The organism is Serratia sp. HNCC26DJ244, assembly GCF_057180565.1.
Genome location: NZ_JBXUGO010000001.1, coordinates 265,562 through 282,054, shown reverse-complemented (window position 1 = coordinate 282,054; position 16,493 = coordinate 265,562). Strand labels below are relative to the sequence as shown.

The 16,493-nt window shown below is 47.0% G+C and carries 13 protein-coding genes; 4 read left to right on the top strand and 9 right to left on the bottom strand.

Annotated elements, in window-relative coordinates:
* Positions 1-56: 56 nt before the first annotated feature.
* Positions 57-1,775, top strand: coding sequence for a thiamine pyrophosphate-dependent enzyme (locus AC2A06_RS01165; RefSeq protein ID WP_484379087.1), 1,719 nt, complete (start codon positions 57-59; stop codon positions 1,773-1,775).
* 50 nt (positions 1,776-1,825) lie between these two features.
* Here the strand turns inward: AC2A06_RS01165 and AC2A06_RS01160 are convergent, their stop codons facing one another.
* The 5 genes from AC2A06_RS01160 to AC2A06_RS01140 all read right to left on the bottom strand — a co-directional run bounded on the left by AC2A06_RS01160 (position 1,826) and on the right by AC2A06_RS01140 (position 7,479).
* Positions 1,826-2,995: a fimbrial protein gene (locus AC2A06_RS01160; RefSeq protein WP_484379086.1), complete on the bottom strand. Its 1,170-nt coding sequence runs from the start codon at positions 2,993-2,995 to the stop codon at positions 1,826-1,828.
* A gap of 11 nt (positions 2,996-3,006) precedes the next feature.
* Positions 3,007-5,523 carry a fimbria/pilus outer membrane usher protein gene (locus AC2A06_RS01155; RefSeq protein ID WP_484379085.1) on the bottom strand — a complete coding sequence of 839 codons (2,517 nt, stop codon included), beginning with the start codon at positions 5,521-5,523 and terminating at the stop codon, positions 3,007-3,009.
* A gap of 163 nt (positions 5,524-5,686) precedes the next feature.
* Entirely contained in the window at positions 5,687-6,388 is a 702-nt protein-coding gene (locus AC2A06_RS01150) for a fimbria/pilus periplasmic chaperone (RefSeq protein ID WP_484379084.1), read from the bottom strand.
* Between the two features lie 49 nt (positions 6,389-6,437).
* Entirely contained in the window at positions 6,438-6,983 is a 546-nt protein-coding gene (locus AC2A06_RS01145; RefSeq protein ID WP_473195793.1) for a fimbrial protein, read from the bottom strand.
* Positions 6,984-7,098: 115 nt separating this feature from the next.
* On the bottom strand, positions 7,099-7,479 hold the full coding sequence (locus tag AC2A06_RS01140; protein WP_484379083.1) for a winged helix-turn-helix domain-containing protein: 381 nt from the start codon (positions 7,477-7,479) through the stop codon (positions 7,099-7,101).
* A 720-nt stretch (positions 7,480-8,199) separates the two neighbouring features.
* Between AC2A06_RS01140 and AC2A06_RS01135 the strand changes: the two genes are divergently transcribed.
* Together AC2A06_RS01135 and AC2A06_RS01130 are read left to right on the top strand one after the other, a co-directional pair.
* Positions 8,200-8,616, top strand: coding sequence for a lysozyme inhibitor LprI family protein (locus AC2A06_RS01135; protein ID WP_484379082.1), 417 nt, complete (start codon positions 8,200-8,202; stop codon positions 8,614-8,616).
* Positions 8,617-8,704: 88 nt separating this feature from the next.
* The gene (locus tag AC2A06_RS01130; protein ID WP_484379081.1) at positions 8,705-9,139 is read left to right on the top strand and encodes a lysozyme inhibitor LprI family protein; all 435 of its coding nucleotides are present in this window, start codon (positions 8,705-8,707) and stop codon (positions 9,137-9,139) included.
* Between the two features lie 225 nt (positions 9,140-9,364).
* Here the strand turns inward: AC2A06_RS01130 and AC2A06_RS01125 are convergent, their stop codons facing one another.
* From AC2A06_RS01125 to AC2A06_RS01110, 4 genes are all read right to left on the bottom strand, one after another.
* Positions 9,365-9,961, bottom strand: coding sequence for a maltose acetyltransferase domain-containing protein (locus tag AC2A06_RS01125; RefSeq protein ID WP_484379135.1), 597 nt, complete (start codon positions 9,959-9,961; stop codon positions 9,365-9,367).
* Between the two features lie 23 nt (positions 9,962-9,984).
* Positions 9,985-11,247: an MFS transporter gene (locus tag AC2A06_RS01120; RefSeq protein WP_473195797.1), complete on the bottom strand. Its 1,263-nt coding sequence runs from the start codon at positions 11,245-11,247 to the stop codon at positions 9,985-9,987.
* 112 nt (positions 11,248-11,359) lie between these two features.
* On the bottom strand, positions 11,360-14,482 hold the full coding sequence (locus tag AC2A06_RS01115) for a beta-galactosidase (RefSeq protein ID WP_484379080.1): 3,123 nt from the start codon (positions 14,480-14,482) through the stop codon (positions 11,360-11,362).
* 142 nt (positions 14,483-14,624) lie between these two features.
* The gene (locus AC2A06_RS01110) at positions 14,625-15,716 is read right to left on the bottom strand and encodes a LacI family DNA-binding transcriptional regulator (protein ID WP_484379079.1); all 1,092 of its coding nucleotides are present in this window, start codon (positions 15,714-15,716) and stop codon (positions 14,625-14,627) included.
* A 227-nt stretch (positions 15,717-15,943) separates the two neighbouring features.
* Here AC2A06_RS01110 and AC2A06_RS01105 point away from each other — a divergent pair, with 227 nt between their 5' ends.
* Positions 15,944-16,492, top strand: a complete 549-nt coding sequence (locus tag AC2A06_RS01105) for a hypothetical protein (protein WP_484379078.1) — start codon at positions 15,944-15,946, stop codon at positions 16,490-16,492.
* Position 16,493: the final 1 nt, after the last annotated feature.

Genomic DNA, 16,493 nt, shown 5'->3' with positions numbered 1-16,493 from the left:
CCACTCTAAGTCCTCAAACCCGCTGCATGTTCGCTTAAATAATAGGGATGCTCGAGATGACTACAAAAAAAGTTGCTGAAATTATTGTTGAAGTGCTTGAAGAAGCTGGAGTCAAAAACTGTTATGGCATTGTGGGTGATACACTCAATTATGTGACTGATGCCCTATCGCGCAGCACTATCGAATGGGTACATGTGCGGCATGAAGAGGCTGCCGCATTTGCTGCTGGGGCAGAATCTTATATCAGTGGCCGACTCACCGCCTGTGCTGGTTCTTGTGGACCGGGTAGCCTGCATTTTATCAATGGCATTTTTGAGGCCCAACGTAACAAAGCCCCGATGGTGCTGATCGCCAGCCAAATTGTTAGCACGCAAATCGGCTCTGAATTCCCGCAGGAAGTGAACTTCAGCTCGGTCTATCAATCTTGTTCAGTATTTTGTGAAACCATCATCAACCCAGCAACCGCAAGACGGATCATGACGCAAGCTTGCCAGACAGCGCTCAACAAACGCGGTGTCGCTATTGTGGTAGTGCCTGTGGATATCAGCCAGGCCATGGTCAAAGAGGCGTTGCATTTTTCAGTGCATCACCCGAGCCCGGTATTGTTACCTGCAGAACCTGAATTACAAGAAATTGCGGCGCTACTTAATCAAGGCAAAAAAATCGGCATTTATGCCGGAGCGGGTTGTGAAGGTGCCCATGACCTATTAATCAGCCTAGCCAAAAAGCTGAATGCCCCCATCGCGCATACCTCCCGTGCCAAAGATTTTGTTGAATATGACAACCCGTTCAATATGGGTATGACTGGGATATTCGGCATTAAATCTGGTTTTAACATGCTCAATAGCTGTGAAACCCTGCTGTTACTGGGGGCCGATTTTTCCTGGTCACAGTTTTATCCTGCCAATGCCAAGATAATTCAGATAGACCGCGATGGTTGCCACCTTGGCCGCCGGCACCCGGTGGATGTTGCCGTCGTCGGGGATATCGTGCCGACCTTATCGGCACTGTTACCGCTGCTGAAGCAAAATAGCGATGACCAGTTTCTGCTAGGATGTCTGAAACATCGCCAAAGTGCGTTAGAAAGCCGGCAAAAGGAAGAAAGCGCCGGTAAAGGCCCGCTGATCCATCCGCAACATCTGGTGCACCTGATCGATAAATACGCAAATGAAGATGCGTTATTCACTGCCGATGGAGGTTCTGCCATGGTGTGGTTGTTACGCCATATTCACAGTAATGGCCAGCGGCGCACATTGACCAGTTTGTTACACGGTACCATGGCGAATGCCATGCCGCAGGCGCTGGGTTTGCAAAAAGCCTACCCTGGCCGTCAAGTGATCTCGCTTTCCGGTGATGGCGGGCTCAGTATGTTAATGGGCGATATGCTCACCGCGATACAGGAAAAACTGCCGATAAAAATCGTGGTTATCAATAATAGTTCCCTCAACTTTGTTGAGCTGGAACAGAAAACAGAAGGGCTATTAGATAATTACACCCATCTGCAAAACCCGAATTTTGCCAAAGTTGCTGAAGCGATTGGTTTTTATGGCCAGCAAGTGACCCAGTTGTCAGAGTTGGAATCGGCCGTGCAAACGTTCCTCGCTCACACGGGCCCCGCATTATTGGATGTCCATACCAACCCCATGGAATTGGTCATGCCACCGACCATTGAAATCGGTCAAGCGGCAGGTATGGTGCTGTATGCCGCCAAAGCGACACTTCATGGGCGGATAAAAGATGTTGAGGAATTGGTGGTTAATAACCTGTTGAAATAATCCCTGCCAATCTCATTAAAAACCAAGGGGCGAATCAGGCCCCTTGTTACTTAATAATAATTAATCGTAAATGTCATCTTGCCATCGCCACGCCCCGGCGTCACTGTATTATCCGTCTGAATGTAACGAGCTGACAACGGAATCGTCAGCAGCCCGCTCCCTGTCGTAGTCAGTGTATATGTGACTTCACTGTTAAAATTAAACGGTGCCTGAGGTCTATCGGACGCTCCTTGACTAATTTGAATACCCACTCCGCTGGCTGCACTGTCTGCAGTCAGAGAGCTTACGGCCATAATCCCGTTATTCGCATCAATAATCGCATTCAAGGGGGTAAGCATGAGCCCTATCTCATTGTTGTCAGGGCCAGGCGCATTGACTGGGTTCACATCCACGGGATTATCACGACTATAATAACCCTGAAAGATAGGGCAATTGATTAATGTCAGGGTGGCATTTACCCAGGGTGTCGCAGAGCCAATACCATTAAAGTTGCTAACATCGTACGTTCCCAAGGAAACATTCACATCAGGCGTGATGCAAGTGGGTTGTGTCACCATCAACTGACCAGTGAAACTGGTCTGAATGCTAGATGAGGGATAAATATTGGCACTGCCATCCGGCGAAGCAATGGAAACACCAATCGTGGGTAAATCCGCCCCATTAATGGTGTAATTCCCTGGCGCTACATTCCCTATTTTGATCAAGCTGGAATCGAGAGATACCGAGGTCCCGGTCACATTAAGAGTTCCTTCTTGAGAAACAAGAAATGTGGCTAAAACAACGGGTGAACCATAAACGATCGGCCTACTGCCCTTCCAGGTAGCAACCCCCACACCAGCAACATCGGTGCTATAAACCGCACCCGCATAGGGCGAACCATTCCATTGGGACAGTGGCCGCGGAGCAGAAAACACCTGCCCGACTATCTGTATTGGTACCGTGCTATTGACATCCCCACCACTACAGGTAATGGTTAATGGCGATGAAGACCAGCGAAAGCGATAGAGGACAGTCCCCAGCGGCAATTCTGACCCGCCGGATATGGATAAATTGCCCGGTGCCAGCGGCGTTACATCAGCGCGTGGATTATTGATATTACAGGTGACAGCCGCTTGCACGGCTGTCGCCGAACCCAACAACAGGCACAAGACCAACGCCAATGTATGGCCTCCCCAAGGTAATCGTATCGGAGGAATACTTGATAACCATGCTAATTTCATTCTATCGCTCCCTATTGATTCTCTCTGGTACAGATGCGGGTCAAACGGACTAACTTGCTCGCTGGATTTCCGGCAGTTCCTGATGGTAGCCTATAGGCCACGCTACATTGCATCTCATTGCCATCACCCCATTTCACCTGCAGTCGCCCTGTATCTTCCGCTACACGCGCGTATAACTGCCCGCCTTGGCCTACCGAGCCCACACTATTGCCCTGATCATCAAAAACATTAGCGCCAAAGGGCAACGCTTCCCCTTGATAGGTAGCATTCACCAAAATAGGTGTCCCTTGCTTGGTGTTGTACTTCACCTTCACAACGGCCCCAAAATAAGGTGCCACTTGCTGGCTGGTATTCTCTAGCTCGACATTATTTGACGTACCTTTAGGATCAATATTGATCTCATTCATCTGGTAGGGATTCAGGTAAGGCACCAAAGCGTAACCATGCGAATCCACAGTCACCCCCGGATACGAGGATACTTTGGCACCTTCCTCCCCTTTAGCCTCAATCAAGGCAAAAGTATCGGAGCTGTAAGGTGTAAAGGTCACGCCACCAGAATGGGCAACCACCGACCCATTTATCCCGGCGGAAGCACTATGGTAGCCTTTACCGGTACTATAAGTCGCGCTCAGTGCAGTTGCCGGTGAACGGTAGTTGCCACTCAGTGAACCACTCGCTCCCATGCCTTGGTTAGCGTTCATCGCCGTCACACCGTAGCTGAACTGGTTGTCCGCTCCGCTAGTACCAGAGACACTGGCCTGCTGACCGTAACGACCACTACTGTCATGGGATAAATCCAGGCGCAGTTGCGGCGTGTGGATCTGGCTATAACTCCCCAACGGTATGCTGAAGCTCAAGAGATAGTTAGTTTGAGCCGTGCCGAGGCTGGAAAAACTACGGCTGATACTGAAACCATACGAAAGGTTTTTGTAACGGTTGTTGTATCCTACCTGGTACTGTTTATCGTTGCCGTCTTTGTTCCAGTAGTTCTGCACCGAACCGGTGATATACAACTGCCCCCATCCCTCTGGCAAGCCTTGGCTGGCAGTCGCTGTCAGCCGGTTTTTGGCTCTTGAAACTGAGTTTGGTGAATCTCCCTGTGCCACTGCATCACGAACTTGCATCGCGGTCATAAAATCCATATAGCCATCAGTGGAAAAGCGGTAGGCTGCCAGCGACAAGTTACTGTTGGTTTCGCTAATCAGTTTACTGTAGCTCACCTGATAACTTTGACCGTTGTAGTTATTACCCGATGAATATTGCCCACTGTCATTGCTATTACCCTCGAGACGTGTCTGCGCTTGAGTCACGTCGAAGGCTACCGCCCCAATCGGGGTGCCTGTCGCGACACCCAGTTGCAACGCGTAATAGTCTTTACTGGCCTGCAGGCCCCCATAACCCGTAATGATGTTAGTCAAGCCAAGCTGATAAGTGGCCTGGTACAGGGCTGGCTTTTCACGCAGATTATCACTGCGCAATTCCCCCGCTGTGATGGAATAGCGGGATGATCCGGGACGTAACAGTTGCGCCACCGAGGTATAGGGGACTCTGAAGGTTTGCACCGTCCCATCCGATTCACGCACCGTCACATCAAGATCACCACCGAAACCGGTAGGGTACAAGTCATTAATCAGAAACTCTCCCGGCGGAACCGTGGTTTCATACAACACTAGGCCGCTTTGGCTCACGGTGACACGGGCGTTGGTGCGCGCAATGCCGCGGATATCCGGGGCATAACCGCGTTGAGATTCCGGCAACATCCGTTCATCACTGGCCAGTTGAAGACCGAAAAACGGCAGGGTATCAAACAGTTGCCCAGTGGTATTTGACTGCCCTAATAATACCCGCCCCTTAAGTGATGGAATATCACGCTGTAGATAGGTATTAATATTACTGTATTTGTTTGAACCGTCACTTATCCGGTTATACGAACCATTATGGCGTAAATACCAGGCTCCGACATTCAGCCCCGCGTTTACCCCAGCAAACAGTGAGTTAAAGCTATCCCCCTGCGATTCGCTGGTGTAGCCATTTACGTTATAACCTAATAACAATGCGGGTACGCCGCTATCCCATAATTCCGGGCTAACGGTACCGCGGGCAGTGTTCAGCATATAGACTTGGGGAATCAGAATATCCAGACGCTGTTCATTACTGTCGAAGTTAACCTGTGCCTCTGGCAGTTTCTGCTGTAAATCTAAACATTGCTCTGCGTTGTCTAACGTATGCAAAAAATCTTTAGGTAATTTTTCGTAATTAAAAGCGATATTCTTAATCAGCTCGCGGGTCAGGCAGGGATAAACCGATTTATCTGGCCGAGCTTTGAATTCAACATTGCTATTGCTAACCGATTGATTATTAACATAGACAATGGTTTTATACACGCCGGGTAACACCGCGGCGCCATGGGCAAAGCGGCTGAGATCAACCGATTTATTATCATCAATGTTCAGGAATGAGGGATCAAACTCAACATTCTTTGCGGCATTCACTGGCTTACTAGCGTCGATGAGCTCATTTTCAGCCATGGCGCTACCTGCAAAAAGAGCAGATAGGATAGCCATAACCAAAGGAGATAACCTATTTTGGATATTATAATACAAATCTTTTGACATAAGACATCCCTTCAAAAACGCATCCCTTAAATAACAACGGTGCTATTTTAAATCAAAGATTCCGGATTGATTGTCATTAATGAATAATGCTTTCGAACTTATTGATTGCGCCATAATCATCGACAAAATTGCCAGAAAGTGTATTTCCTGCCTGCCCCGATAAATTGAACGTCATGGTTTCACGAGGTGCTATCATCGCACCTTCAATTTTCTTACCATTCAGTGTCAGACTCAACAAAGAGACATGGTAGGGCGTGAGGTTTGAAGCTTGAATACGATTACCCTGTGAACTCCAGGTTAGCGCTTTGGCGGCATCGCGGGCATTGCCTTGTAGCCCGACCGGCCGGTAAAACAGCTTGATGCGTGAGCGAAAGGCCATCTGCAGGCGGTTTTCCGCCACCACGACACTATCTTTAGCGGGCACTTCCAACACATTGAGCCAGAATACGGATTCTTTATCCATGGGGAGAGGCTCCCCGGTATAGCTTATCCGTAGTGTCTGCCCTTTATTTGGGTCAACACGATTCATCGGCGGGGTTAACACAAACGGCACTTGGATAGTTGATGGCTTGGCATTGGGGTCCCCTTTATCAATCCAGCTCTGAACCAGGACAGGAGCAGGGCCGACATTGTTAAGTTTAACGCTGACCTCCTTGGCATCAGAAGGATAGATTACGCGTGTTCCACTGATCACCACGCTGGCCAGCGTGCTGGTGCTGAATAAAGCAACTACAGCCAGCCCACACCATTGACGAATACTGCACAAGGGAAATATCATGATATCTTCCTGAAGATTGGGAGAGGACACCGCCTCCCCCGAAGTTCTGTTACATATACTGAATTGAATAAACAACGCTGCTGACTACCGTACCAGCGGTAGTCAGCCCATTGGCGTAATATTCAACCTCGTACGGCAGAACTGCACTACCGCTTGAAATACTTAAATAAGTGGTATTGGTTCTCTGGCTGGAATCACCCACCTTAATCACGGCTTGAGAAGCACTTGAACCATCACGCAGTTGCAGAGCCACTAAAGTGGCAGTACCGGTGGTATTTTTCAGACGGCCATTGACCAAGTCAACAGAAGAACCGGCTTCAAAGTAGGCAGATGCGGTTTGCAACGTACCCGAACAATTAGTCAAAGCCATGTTGAAGTTAGTACGCCCAGCGGTTTGACCTGCAGCAGTCAACTGGTTAGTACCTACTGTTGGCAATACGACAGTTGCGTTTGCTCCCTGACCATTTACCGAAACATCACAGGTATTGGCGGTCAACTCACCATTAAAGTAAATGGTACCTGTTGAGACAGCCTGAGCAAGGTTAACAGAACCCAATACTGTGGCCAGGGAGACAGCAATTGCTAACTTTTTCATATATATTCCTACTACTCATCGTGTTATTAACCCATTCTAATATCCATTAGAATGATATGACGCATACCCATACAATATGGATATACGGTATCCACCCCGTTAAAACAGAGTAGAATTACCCGATAAACATTGGTAATACGCTGTAACTGCCTATAAAATATCCAACACCGTGGGCATTTGAAATAAAATCTTCTGGTAGCCCAATGGAGGCTAATTTATTTCTCAATACCTTTATTAAATACCATAGCCGCTGGCTAGAAGAGTAAGATTGACTCTCTTTCCATACATTTTCTATGATATCATTCTTGGAAATAATGGTTCCTGGTTCATTATCCAATAGTAATAACAATAATCTCAATTGCACGTCATTAAGTGTGACCACTTTAAAGAACATTGCATTTTCAGCAGTTTCAGCACGGTAACACACAAGCCTTTTATTAATAATATCGAGTTGAATGTCTTCATTGAGCAAAAATCCATAAAGTCTACTTTCCATATATGTCTCGGATCACTGTTTCTCTTTGATCAAAAAAGCACCAAGTCGTCACTGACGGACGGATTATATAACTTGTTAACTCCTTGGCAATCAATTAAATTTTAAAGTAAGCCTGTCAAAAAAACCAACGAAATAGAACTTCATGCTTTGAATGTTAAAATAAACAGAATTTAAATCCAATTCATAACTATTATACATGAATTAAGAAGTGTAATGATATCGTTTACACTGATGAGGGATTCATAGTTATATCTTTCGAATGTTAAAAGCTAACAGGATTAAATCACTAAAGAATATTTATTATCATTAATAATCAAATGATTAGATCCATAATTTTGAGTAAAAACATTCATTAGTAAAAAGTAAAAATTCACCTCAGATAATTAGCGTGATATACGATTTGTTTGGATAAGGTGACACTGACTTGCTGGATTCAGCTTGCTTGAAGCCTGATTGTGGCACAGTGCCAAGGTGTTGATACGATTCATTCAAAACGGCCCCCTTTAGGGTTGCCTTATCCTGGAGGCCTTATCCTGGGAGCATTTTCCGAGAACAATGGTACGGTAGGTGGCCCCCACTTTGCTGAGACAGCACCATATCATTGAGCTTGTTTAACGCTATCCTTTGACTCAGCCACTTACAATGCCAATGACTGCAATTTTTCCAACTCATCTGTATGATATATAGCGATAACGGTAAAGCATAAAATGAGAGGGATAGATGGATAGAATGGTAAAGATGGCTATTATGCTGCTCTTACTGATATCGACTCCCTTGGCGAACGCTAAGGAACTCGATACAAATATTGATGAAACATTGGCCAAGTGTACTGACAGCGTTCCGCAACGCTCGAGTGCAGGGATGGCTGCCTGCTATAATACTGCTGTAGATGCTTGGCAAGCGGAAATTGATAAACAACTTCAACTTATGATGCAAGATCGGACCGAGAATGAACTGTCGGCACTAAAAAAAATGCAAACCGCTTGGGTTGAGTATAAAAAATCATCTTTTCAAGCTTTAGATGTTATTTTTTCCGATCAGCAACAATGGCCGGATGGGCCTGAAATAAACGCTTTTTTTAAAATGATTTTCCTTAGTAAACAAGCAAGGCAACTCAGCGAGAATTATTTTCGATAGCGCACCAGGCCCCTACTGGCTAGGGTTATGCGCCCTATTATCTTTAAGAAATACAATGTATTAAGTCATAAAACCGAGGGAGAGAATTGTGGTAAAAAAAATGATTATTATCGTTTTATTGATATTCATTAACACGGCCAGAGCCGCTGAACTCAGTGCAACATCTGATGACGAATTTGAGTTAAATTATCAAATTGAGGAAGAATTTGATAAATGTGTCAAGGATGATGCGAAAAATTATAGTACCAGGATGATGAACTGTTATTATGATGCCGCTGATGCATGGGAAAAGGAGATCGATAGACTCTTTAAACTTTCCCTTAAAGAACAAAAAGATGAAACAATAAAGTCTGCATTAATCACGGAACAAAAAGCGTGGGTTAAATATAAAGAAGCCTACTTCAATGCCTTGGATGAAATTAACCCTCAACAAGAAGTAGGAATCATAGGATTAACCGTTAGCGCCAGTATTAAAATGGATTTTCTACTCAATAAAGCCATGGAATTTACTGAATCCTATTGAACTAAAGTTGACTCCAGCGGTTGCCTGATTTATCAAACTGATCATACCAGAACTATGGAAACGCTTGCAGCGGCCCCGATAAGGGTCGAAGCGTAGGAAGAGCCAAGTATCTCGCGTCACTAATACCGCGGCAGCTTGAATGGCAACCAAGTAGATAACCGGTTAAATAATCCCTGTCAACATCATTAAAACCCAAGGAGCGCCGCAGCGCCCCTTGGCGTTTGCTCAAAGCCCAGTGCGCTTGGCGCTGCCCTCCCAAGTATCTTGCTCACCGATCGGCCTTAGCACGCGGCATGGAACACCTACGGCAACCACGTCGGGGGGGACATCTCGGGTCACTACACTCCCTGCTCCAATCACGCTATTACGGCCAATGGTCACTCCAGGATTAATTATTACTCCACTGCCTATCCAAACATTATCCTCAATGGTGACGGTTAAAGAAAACTGCTGCCCGGTAATACGCACCGAGGAATCTATCGGATGCCCGGTGGTGGATATCGTGACATTCGGCGCAATCATCACGTTATCACCAATCAATACCTTTCCGTCATCCACCACCACCAGATTAAAGTTGGCATAAAAGTTATCGCCAACAATAATCTGGCTGCCATAAGCAACATGCAGTGGCGGCTCAATCCAAAAATTTTTGCCGATTTTCCCCATCAGTTGACGGATCAGTGCTTCCCGTTTTATCTGCTCAGAAGGCCGCGAATGATTAAAATCATAAATTAACTCTTTTCCGCGTAAGCGCTCCTCTGCCATGCCCTCATCAAGATCAGTATATAAATACCCAGCTGCTAATCTTTCTCGTTGCGTCATCATTACGTTATCCTGGCGCTTAATTACGCCATATCCCTGACTACGCTAGGTTCTGGTTTAAACGCTGATAGTGGCCCCCGCCCGCTCAGAGTAAACACCGATATCAGCGTAAACGACAGTGCAACCATCCCCAGAATAAGATAAGCCCCATGAAAACCGATTCTTTCATACATATTCCCGGCCAAGATCGACATAAAAATAGTGGCTAGTTGTTTAAAGAAACAGAAGCAAACCAGATAAATAGTGGCAGAGAAGCGCACTTCAAATACGGTGGTAATATATTTAAAACAACCGACAATCAGGAAAGGCACTTCAAACATATGCAAGGTTTTCAGAATAATCACCTCTAATGGTGTAGAGGCAAATGAAGAACCGATAATACGTATCGACATAATGAAACCGGCTAGCAAGAGTGCATTTTTCCCGCCAATACGGTTCACAATAAGCGGAGCAAAAAACATGATCGATGCATTGAGCAATTCACCCATCGTGGTAACATAGCCAAAAACACGCGTCCCCTGCTCGGCTGAAGAGAAGAACGAGGTAAAGAAATTGGCGAACTGCTGATCAAACACATCATAAGTGCAGGAAACCCCCACCACATACAGAGCCAAAAACCACAGTTTAGGGTTTTTCAGTAATTCGAATGCCAAGCGTAAACTGAACGGTTTACTGTTGGCACCCAATTTATCTGCAACTTGGGCAGAGCTAGCTGCTTCAGGTTTAGCAATAAATAACAGAATCGCCAATATCACTGCACAACCAGAGCCAAGCCAGAAGACAAATTCGTTGTTGATGGTAAACATAATGCCCACCACTGATGCACACAACGCCCAGCCCACACAACCAAATAAACGCGCACGACCGAACTCAAATGAGCTGCGACGGCTCACTTTCTCTATATACGCCTCAATAGCCGGTGCACCGCCATTATAAATAAAACCGAGATAGATCCCACCAGCAATGGACCCCAAGATAATATTAGTGCGTAAAAGTGGGCCAAAAACATAGATAAAGAACGGCGCGAATAACACCAACATCCCGGTGATAATCCACAGCAAATGCTTTTTCAGCCCCAACTTATCTGACAGCAAACCAAAAACCGGCTGGAACAGCAATGAAAAGAAAGAGATTGTCGCAAAAATAATGCCAGTGTCCCCTTTGCTGATGTTATTAATATCATGCAGCCAAATGGGGAAGAAGGGGAAATAAGCACCCATGATAAAAAAGTAGAAGAAGAAAAACAGCCCAAACATCCAAAAATTAGTATTTTTCAAATAGTACATGGCGAATTCCTTACGCAACAACCCTACCGCGCGTTGAAGCTAACCTCAAATACACGGCAGGGTTTATCTATGAATAATGTTAGTGATAAATACTGTTTAGCCCTGCTGTATGTTATTCAGCGTACTGCCAAACCAACGAATAACGATAATGTTCGGCATCCAAGATAAAATCAGGGCTTACGCTCGGGCTCCACGAGTCATCGCCGCCAACCCCCATATGGAAGCCATCAATATTGACCCACACCCCCTGCTCCTCATGCAACAAATGCTGATGCGAGGTATCGGTTAATTGCTGTTGGCTATAACGGCTGAGGCCAAAGTGGAAATCCCCCAGCCACTGCCAGCGGCCAAAATTCAATTGGCGCGTATGGCAACGCAGCCCATTCTCGGTTGGGAAAATATATGGCGTATGTAACGCTGAAAGCGGTCGTGTCCAACGCCCATGTTGAGCAGAAAGCTGACGGTCAGGATAGTTTTCATGTGGGCCTAACCCCAACCAGGTTGCCTGTTCAGCAACTTCGGCAAGTTGACAGCTCAAGCCGATGCGCGCTGGTGATGGAATTCCGTAGCTAACATCAACGTTTACATCAAGATGCAGTTTACCCAGACGGTCAATTAAATAGGTCTTACGGCTAATAAACAGAATGATGTTTTGGCCGCTATCACTATCATCGCTATAACTATGACCGCTATAACTATGCGTTGTGCAGATCTGCACACCTTGCGCTATCAAATCGACTTCACATTGCAGCAAGCTCGTTTCTAGCGCATACATCCCGGCTTTCTTCCAACGTTCAACCCAAGCATTGGGATCGATGCGGGTGGTCTCACTCACGCCAATATCATTATCCAGCGGTGCACGGGTAAAGTTGTCGCATAATGGCGTCAACAGTGTGGCTTTTCCATCCTGCCACCACTGCTCCAACAAACCAGTTTGCCGATTGAACTGCCAGCGTTGTGTGCCCCACTCAATGCTGAAGGTATTATTGGTCTGGTTCAGCCGTGGCAATTCCCCCTGCAGATGATTGTTTTCCCTTGGCAACATTAATGGCCGCGTTAAACGCCACTGGTCCCAGGCACAACGGTGATGTTCTGCAGACCATGCTGTGGCCTTTATTTGGCGAACCTCCACATTCAACCACAACTCACCTCCCCCATTCAGTTCGGGAATGTGACCCAGCACTATCTTCTGCCTGGCTTGTGCCGGTAATGCAAGTTCGACATCCCCCTCAGCAATCGGTTTGCCATCCAGGGTTAAGTGCCAATACAACCGTTCATTATCACTGGTACGGAACAAATACTCACTGCTCACTTCAACCGTCAGCGGAAACTGCTCAAGCAACTGGAACTGGAAAAACTGCTGAGCGCGCTGCGCTTCGAACAGAGCCGGGTGTGGACTGCGATCGGGAAATACCACACCGTTCAAACAAAATTGACGATCATTGGGGGTATCACCGAAGTCCCCCCCATAAGCCCAGTAAGGTTGACCGTTATCATCAAGGCGCGTTAAGCCTTGGTCGACCCAATCCCAAATAAATCCCCCCTGCAAACGGGGATGTTGACGAAAAGCTTGCCAATAACGGTCAAAACCGCCAAAGCTGTTCCCCATGGCATGAGCATACTCACACAGGATCAACGGGCGAGGTTCATCAGGTAAACCGATCCATTTCTTGAGCGACCATTTCGGTACAGTTGGGAAGGGCTGATCCTGCTCCACTCGTGCATACATCGGGCAAAGAATATCCGTTGCTGCCGTGTTGGCCCCGCCACCTTCATATTGTACCGGGCGGGTAGGATCCTGGCTTTTAACCCAGCGGTACAGTGCATCATGGGTGCTACCATGACCCGATTCGTTACCCAGTGACCAGATAATGATACAAGCATGGTTACGGTCGCGTTGCACCATACGCGTCACGCGTTCACTCATGGCTGGCAACCAAACCGGATCATCGGCAATCCGGCTCATCGGCTGTAAACCGTGGGTTTCAATGTTGGCTTCGTCCACCACATACAGGCCATAGTGATCGCAAAGCTGATACCAACGCGGATGATTCGGATAATGGGAACAGCGTACCGCATTGAAATTATGCTGTTTCATCAGCAAGATATCCTGGCGCATTGTGGCCTCATCCATCACCTGCCCTAGTTCGGGATGGTGTTCATGGCGATTGGTACCACGGATCAACAACGGCTGACCATTAAGCTTCAACAAGCCGTTGCTGATTTCAACCTGGCGGAAACCCACGTCATAAGCCTCTGCCTCTACCAGCTCTCCGGTGGGCGATAGCAGCACGATTACGGCACGATACAGTTCTGGCGTCTCCGCACTCCATAACGCCGGTTGCTCCACTGGCAAGCGCAGCGTAGTACGGTCGTCATAAGCGCCCCGCTCATCGATGATTTCACTGCCGAAGCACTGGGTTTTCTCGGCAATCAGCCTCTCTTTACGCCACAGTTGCACCTGCACTCGGTGTTGCTGCGGTTGTTGGGCGACTACCGTTACAACCAACTCTCCCCGGCGGAAACTGTCGCTTAATGGCGTAGTGATATGGATATCACTCAAATGGCTGGCTGGTTTATGTAATAGGCTAACATCGCGGAAAATCCCGCTCATGCGCCACATGTCCTGATCTTCCAGATAACTGCCATCGCACCAGCGTAATACCATCACCGCCAGGCGGTTTTCACCCGGTTGCAGCGCGTGGCTGATATCAAACTCGGCAGGTAAACGGCTGTCTTGTGAATAACCAATCCATTCACCGTTACACCAAAGATAAAAGGCCGAATTGACACCGTCGAAAATAATCCGGGTTTGCCCCTGTGTTATCCACTCGTCATCAACACCGAATGTGAGCGAATAACACCCCGTGGGATTTTGTTCAGGCACTAAAGGGGGGTTAACCGGAATAGGATAAGTGACATTGGTATAAATTGGTGCGTCATAGCCTGCCATTTGCCAGTTTGAAGGCACCCGCATTTCATCCGCACTGTCCAGATCGTCATGTAGCCATGCTTCAGGCACCTGTTCTGGCTGGCTAAAGTAGCTAAACTGCCAAACACCATTTAATGAAATAGACTGTGATGAAGCCTGGTCATCTCGGGCATCTTGCTCATTACGCCAACTGCGAAATGGCGGGTGTGCTGGCAAGCGATGGTAGTGTGTACAGGCAGGATTCTCCCAGTCTCGACGAGATAAAACAGCACTGAGTGATTTCCCTAACTGAGATGAACTCATACATTCCCCAAAATGTTATCCGCTCACAATTAATTGTAAAATGAACAACAAGCATAAAGGTGTAAAGCAAATATCATGGGGAAATAGATGTCGGTCACATATTCAGCAAAAGGAGTGAGGGTTGAACCCCTCAGGTTGAATTTTATTTTTCGTCCAACGTGGCGATTTGACGAGCGATACGCAGCAACTCCTGAGATAAACTTTTCGGCGAGACATTTTTTTGATTCACTGCCGCTGTGGTATGCCTTTGCACCAGCGAGGTTGCCAAACGCAAAGAGCACCCATGAGACTGATGCTGCCCTTCCAGACACTGGACCAAACGTTTCACACTTTCCTGCCCTAACAAGCGGAAATCCTGCTTGATGGTGGTCAGCGGCGGGAAATAGTAAGCACTATCTTCGGTGTCATCGTAGCCAACCACCGACATTTGCGCCGGAACTTGCAACCCATACTCCTGTAATGCGCGCAGTACGCCTAACGCCATTTGGTCATTAGCCACCAATATTGCCGTCGGGTGTTTTGGCAAACTTAAAATCTGCCCAGCAAGCTGGTAACCGGAAGCGGCATCCCAATCGCCGTGAAACACAGAACAAGGTACCAATTGATGTTCGGCTAACGTCGCTAACCAGCCCTGATAGCGTAAACGACCGGAAATAGAGATCAGAGGCCCGGTAATCAGCGCAATGTCGCGATGCCCAAGAGCAACAACATGTTCGACGCCTCGCCGAGCACCTTCATAGGGATCAAACAAAATGCTAAACACCTCGGCATCGGGGTCTACGTCTAAAAACAGTGCTGGGATCTCGCCACAGGTTTGCACCATGGCATAAGCATCATCGGTTGTCAGGGGAACGTTAATCAACAAACCATCCACCCGTTGTGACAGCAGCTCATTCATCGCAGAGCGACAGGCCTGAATGCCAAGATCTTCCACCATGGAAATCACCACGTTAAAACCCAACTGGTTAGCCAGGGTTTTAATTGCCGATGCGATTTGCGAAGGTGCATGCAGTGCCAACTCGGTGGTGGCTAACCCCAGCGTAAAGCTCTGTTTACCCGCCAGCTGTTGTGCGACACGGTTTGGCACATAATTCAACGCAGCCATTGCCTGTTCGACCTTAGCGCGAGTTTTATCTGAAACATGTACGGCCCGATTTAATACCCGTGACACAGTCTGATACGACACCCCCGCATAGTCGGCGACATCATTAAGCGTGACAGATTTAGGCTTCATACAGTTTCTCGCATAGATTAATACTAAAAAATCAAGCTAATGGAGTTGAATCATAGCAGATTCAGTCTATCGATAGAGAAGCTAAACGTAGCAAGATGAAGGGGAAGTATTAGCTTCAGCAAGTACAGTTGCCCGGATATTTACCTCATCTTAACAATTATCTGGGAATAATATTAATCATTCTTATATTATCCTCTCTGGTCACATGGTAACCTATTGGTTCTGTTATGATGGGATTAAGTTTATTCATAGATAGTATTGCTGACTATCCCGTTGTACTTATCAATACATTATTACAGGGCACATGGATGTTGTTGCTGGTGGTTAAAAATAATCCATCTGAATTTGTCAGTAAAGCGGTGTATCGCCAGCCGACGGCGTTGGTTCAGCATGGTGTCAGAAAATGCCATATTGATGCCATCACTTATGGGCAATGTGCATTACTGGATGAAACCGTATTCCTCCCCCGTAGCCACACCATCAACAATTTAAACCAGGAGGTCAATCCCACCTGGCATGCAATGCCACTCCAGGCTCGTTTTTTTCTACGTTTGATGCGGGCAACCGGTTATTGGACAACATTAAAAACCATCCAGTATGAGTCCGCTCGTGCGACCTTACTGCACTCTCGTCTGTTGTGGATCCCGCTCTCCGTCGTGGTGACTTTGGGGTTGAACGTCGGATTACAGCTTTCGTTACACCCGTTACGACAATCTGCACAGCCGGACTCAGTGAGCGAATTAACGTTAGCGAGTATTAAAAAACACCCGGGCTGAG

Coding starts and splice junctions, on each gene's coding strand:
- AC2A06_RS01145 (WP_473195793.1), bottom strand. CDS start 6,983: ATGAAAAAGTTAGCAATTGCTGTCTCCCTGGCCACAGTATTGGGTTCT.
- AC2A06_RS01125 (WP_484379135.1), bottom strand. CDS start 9,961: ATGACGCAACGAGAAAGATTAGCAGCTGGGTATTTATATACTGATCTT.
- AC2A06_RS01155 (WP_484379085.1), bottom strand. CDS start 5,523: ATGGCTGAAAATGAGCTCATCGACGCTAGTAAGCCAGTGAATGCCGCA.
- AC2A06_RS01150 (WP_484379084.1), bottom strand. CDS start 6,388: ATGATATTTCCCTTGTGCAGTATTCGTCAATGGTGTGGGCTGGCTGTA.
- AC2A06_RS01165 (WP_484379087.1), top strand. CDS start 57: ATGACTACAAAAAAAGTTGCTGAAATTATTGTTGAAGTGCTTGAAGAA.
- AC2A06_RS01115 (WP_484379080.1), bottom strand. CDS start 14,482: ATGAGTTCATCTCAGTTAGGGAAATCACTCAGTGCTGTTTTATCTCGT.
- AC2A06_RS01110 (WP_484379079.1), bottom strand. CDS start 15,716: ATGAAGCCTAAATCTGTCACGCTTAATGATGTCGCCGACTATGCGGGG.
- AC2A06_RS01160 (WP_484379086.1), bottom strand. CDS start 2,995: ATGAAATTAGCATGGTTATCAAGTATTCCTCCGATACGATTACCTTGG.
- AC2A06_RS01120 (WP_473195797.1), bottom strand. CDS start 11,247: ATGTACTATTTGAAAAATACTAATTTTTGGATGTTTGGGCTGTTTTTC.
- AC2A06_RS01135 (WP_484379082.1), top strand. CDS start 8,200: ATGGATAGAATGGTAAAGATGGCTATTATGCTGCTCTTACTGATATCG.
- AC2A06_RS01105 (WP_484379078.1), top strand. CDS start 15,944: ATGATGGGATTAAGTTTATTCATAGATAGTATTGCTGACTATCCCGTT.
- AC2A06_RS01140 (WP_484379083.1), bottom strand. CDS start 7,479: ATGGAAAGTAGACTTTATGGATTTTTGCTCAATGAAGACATTCAACTC.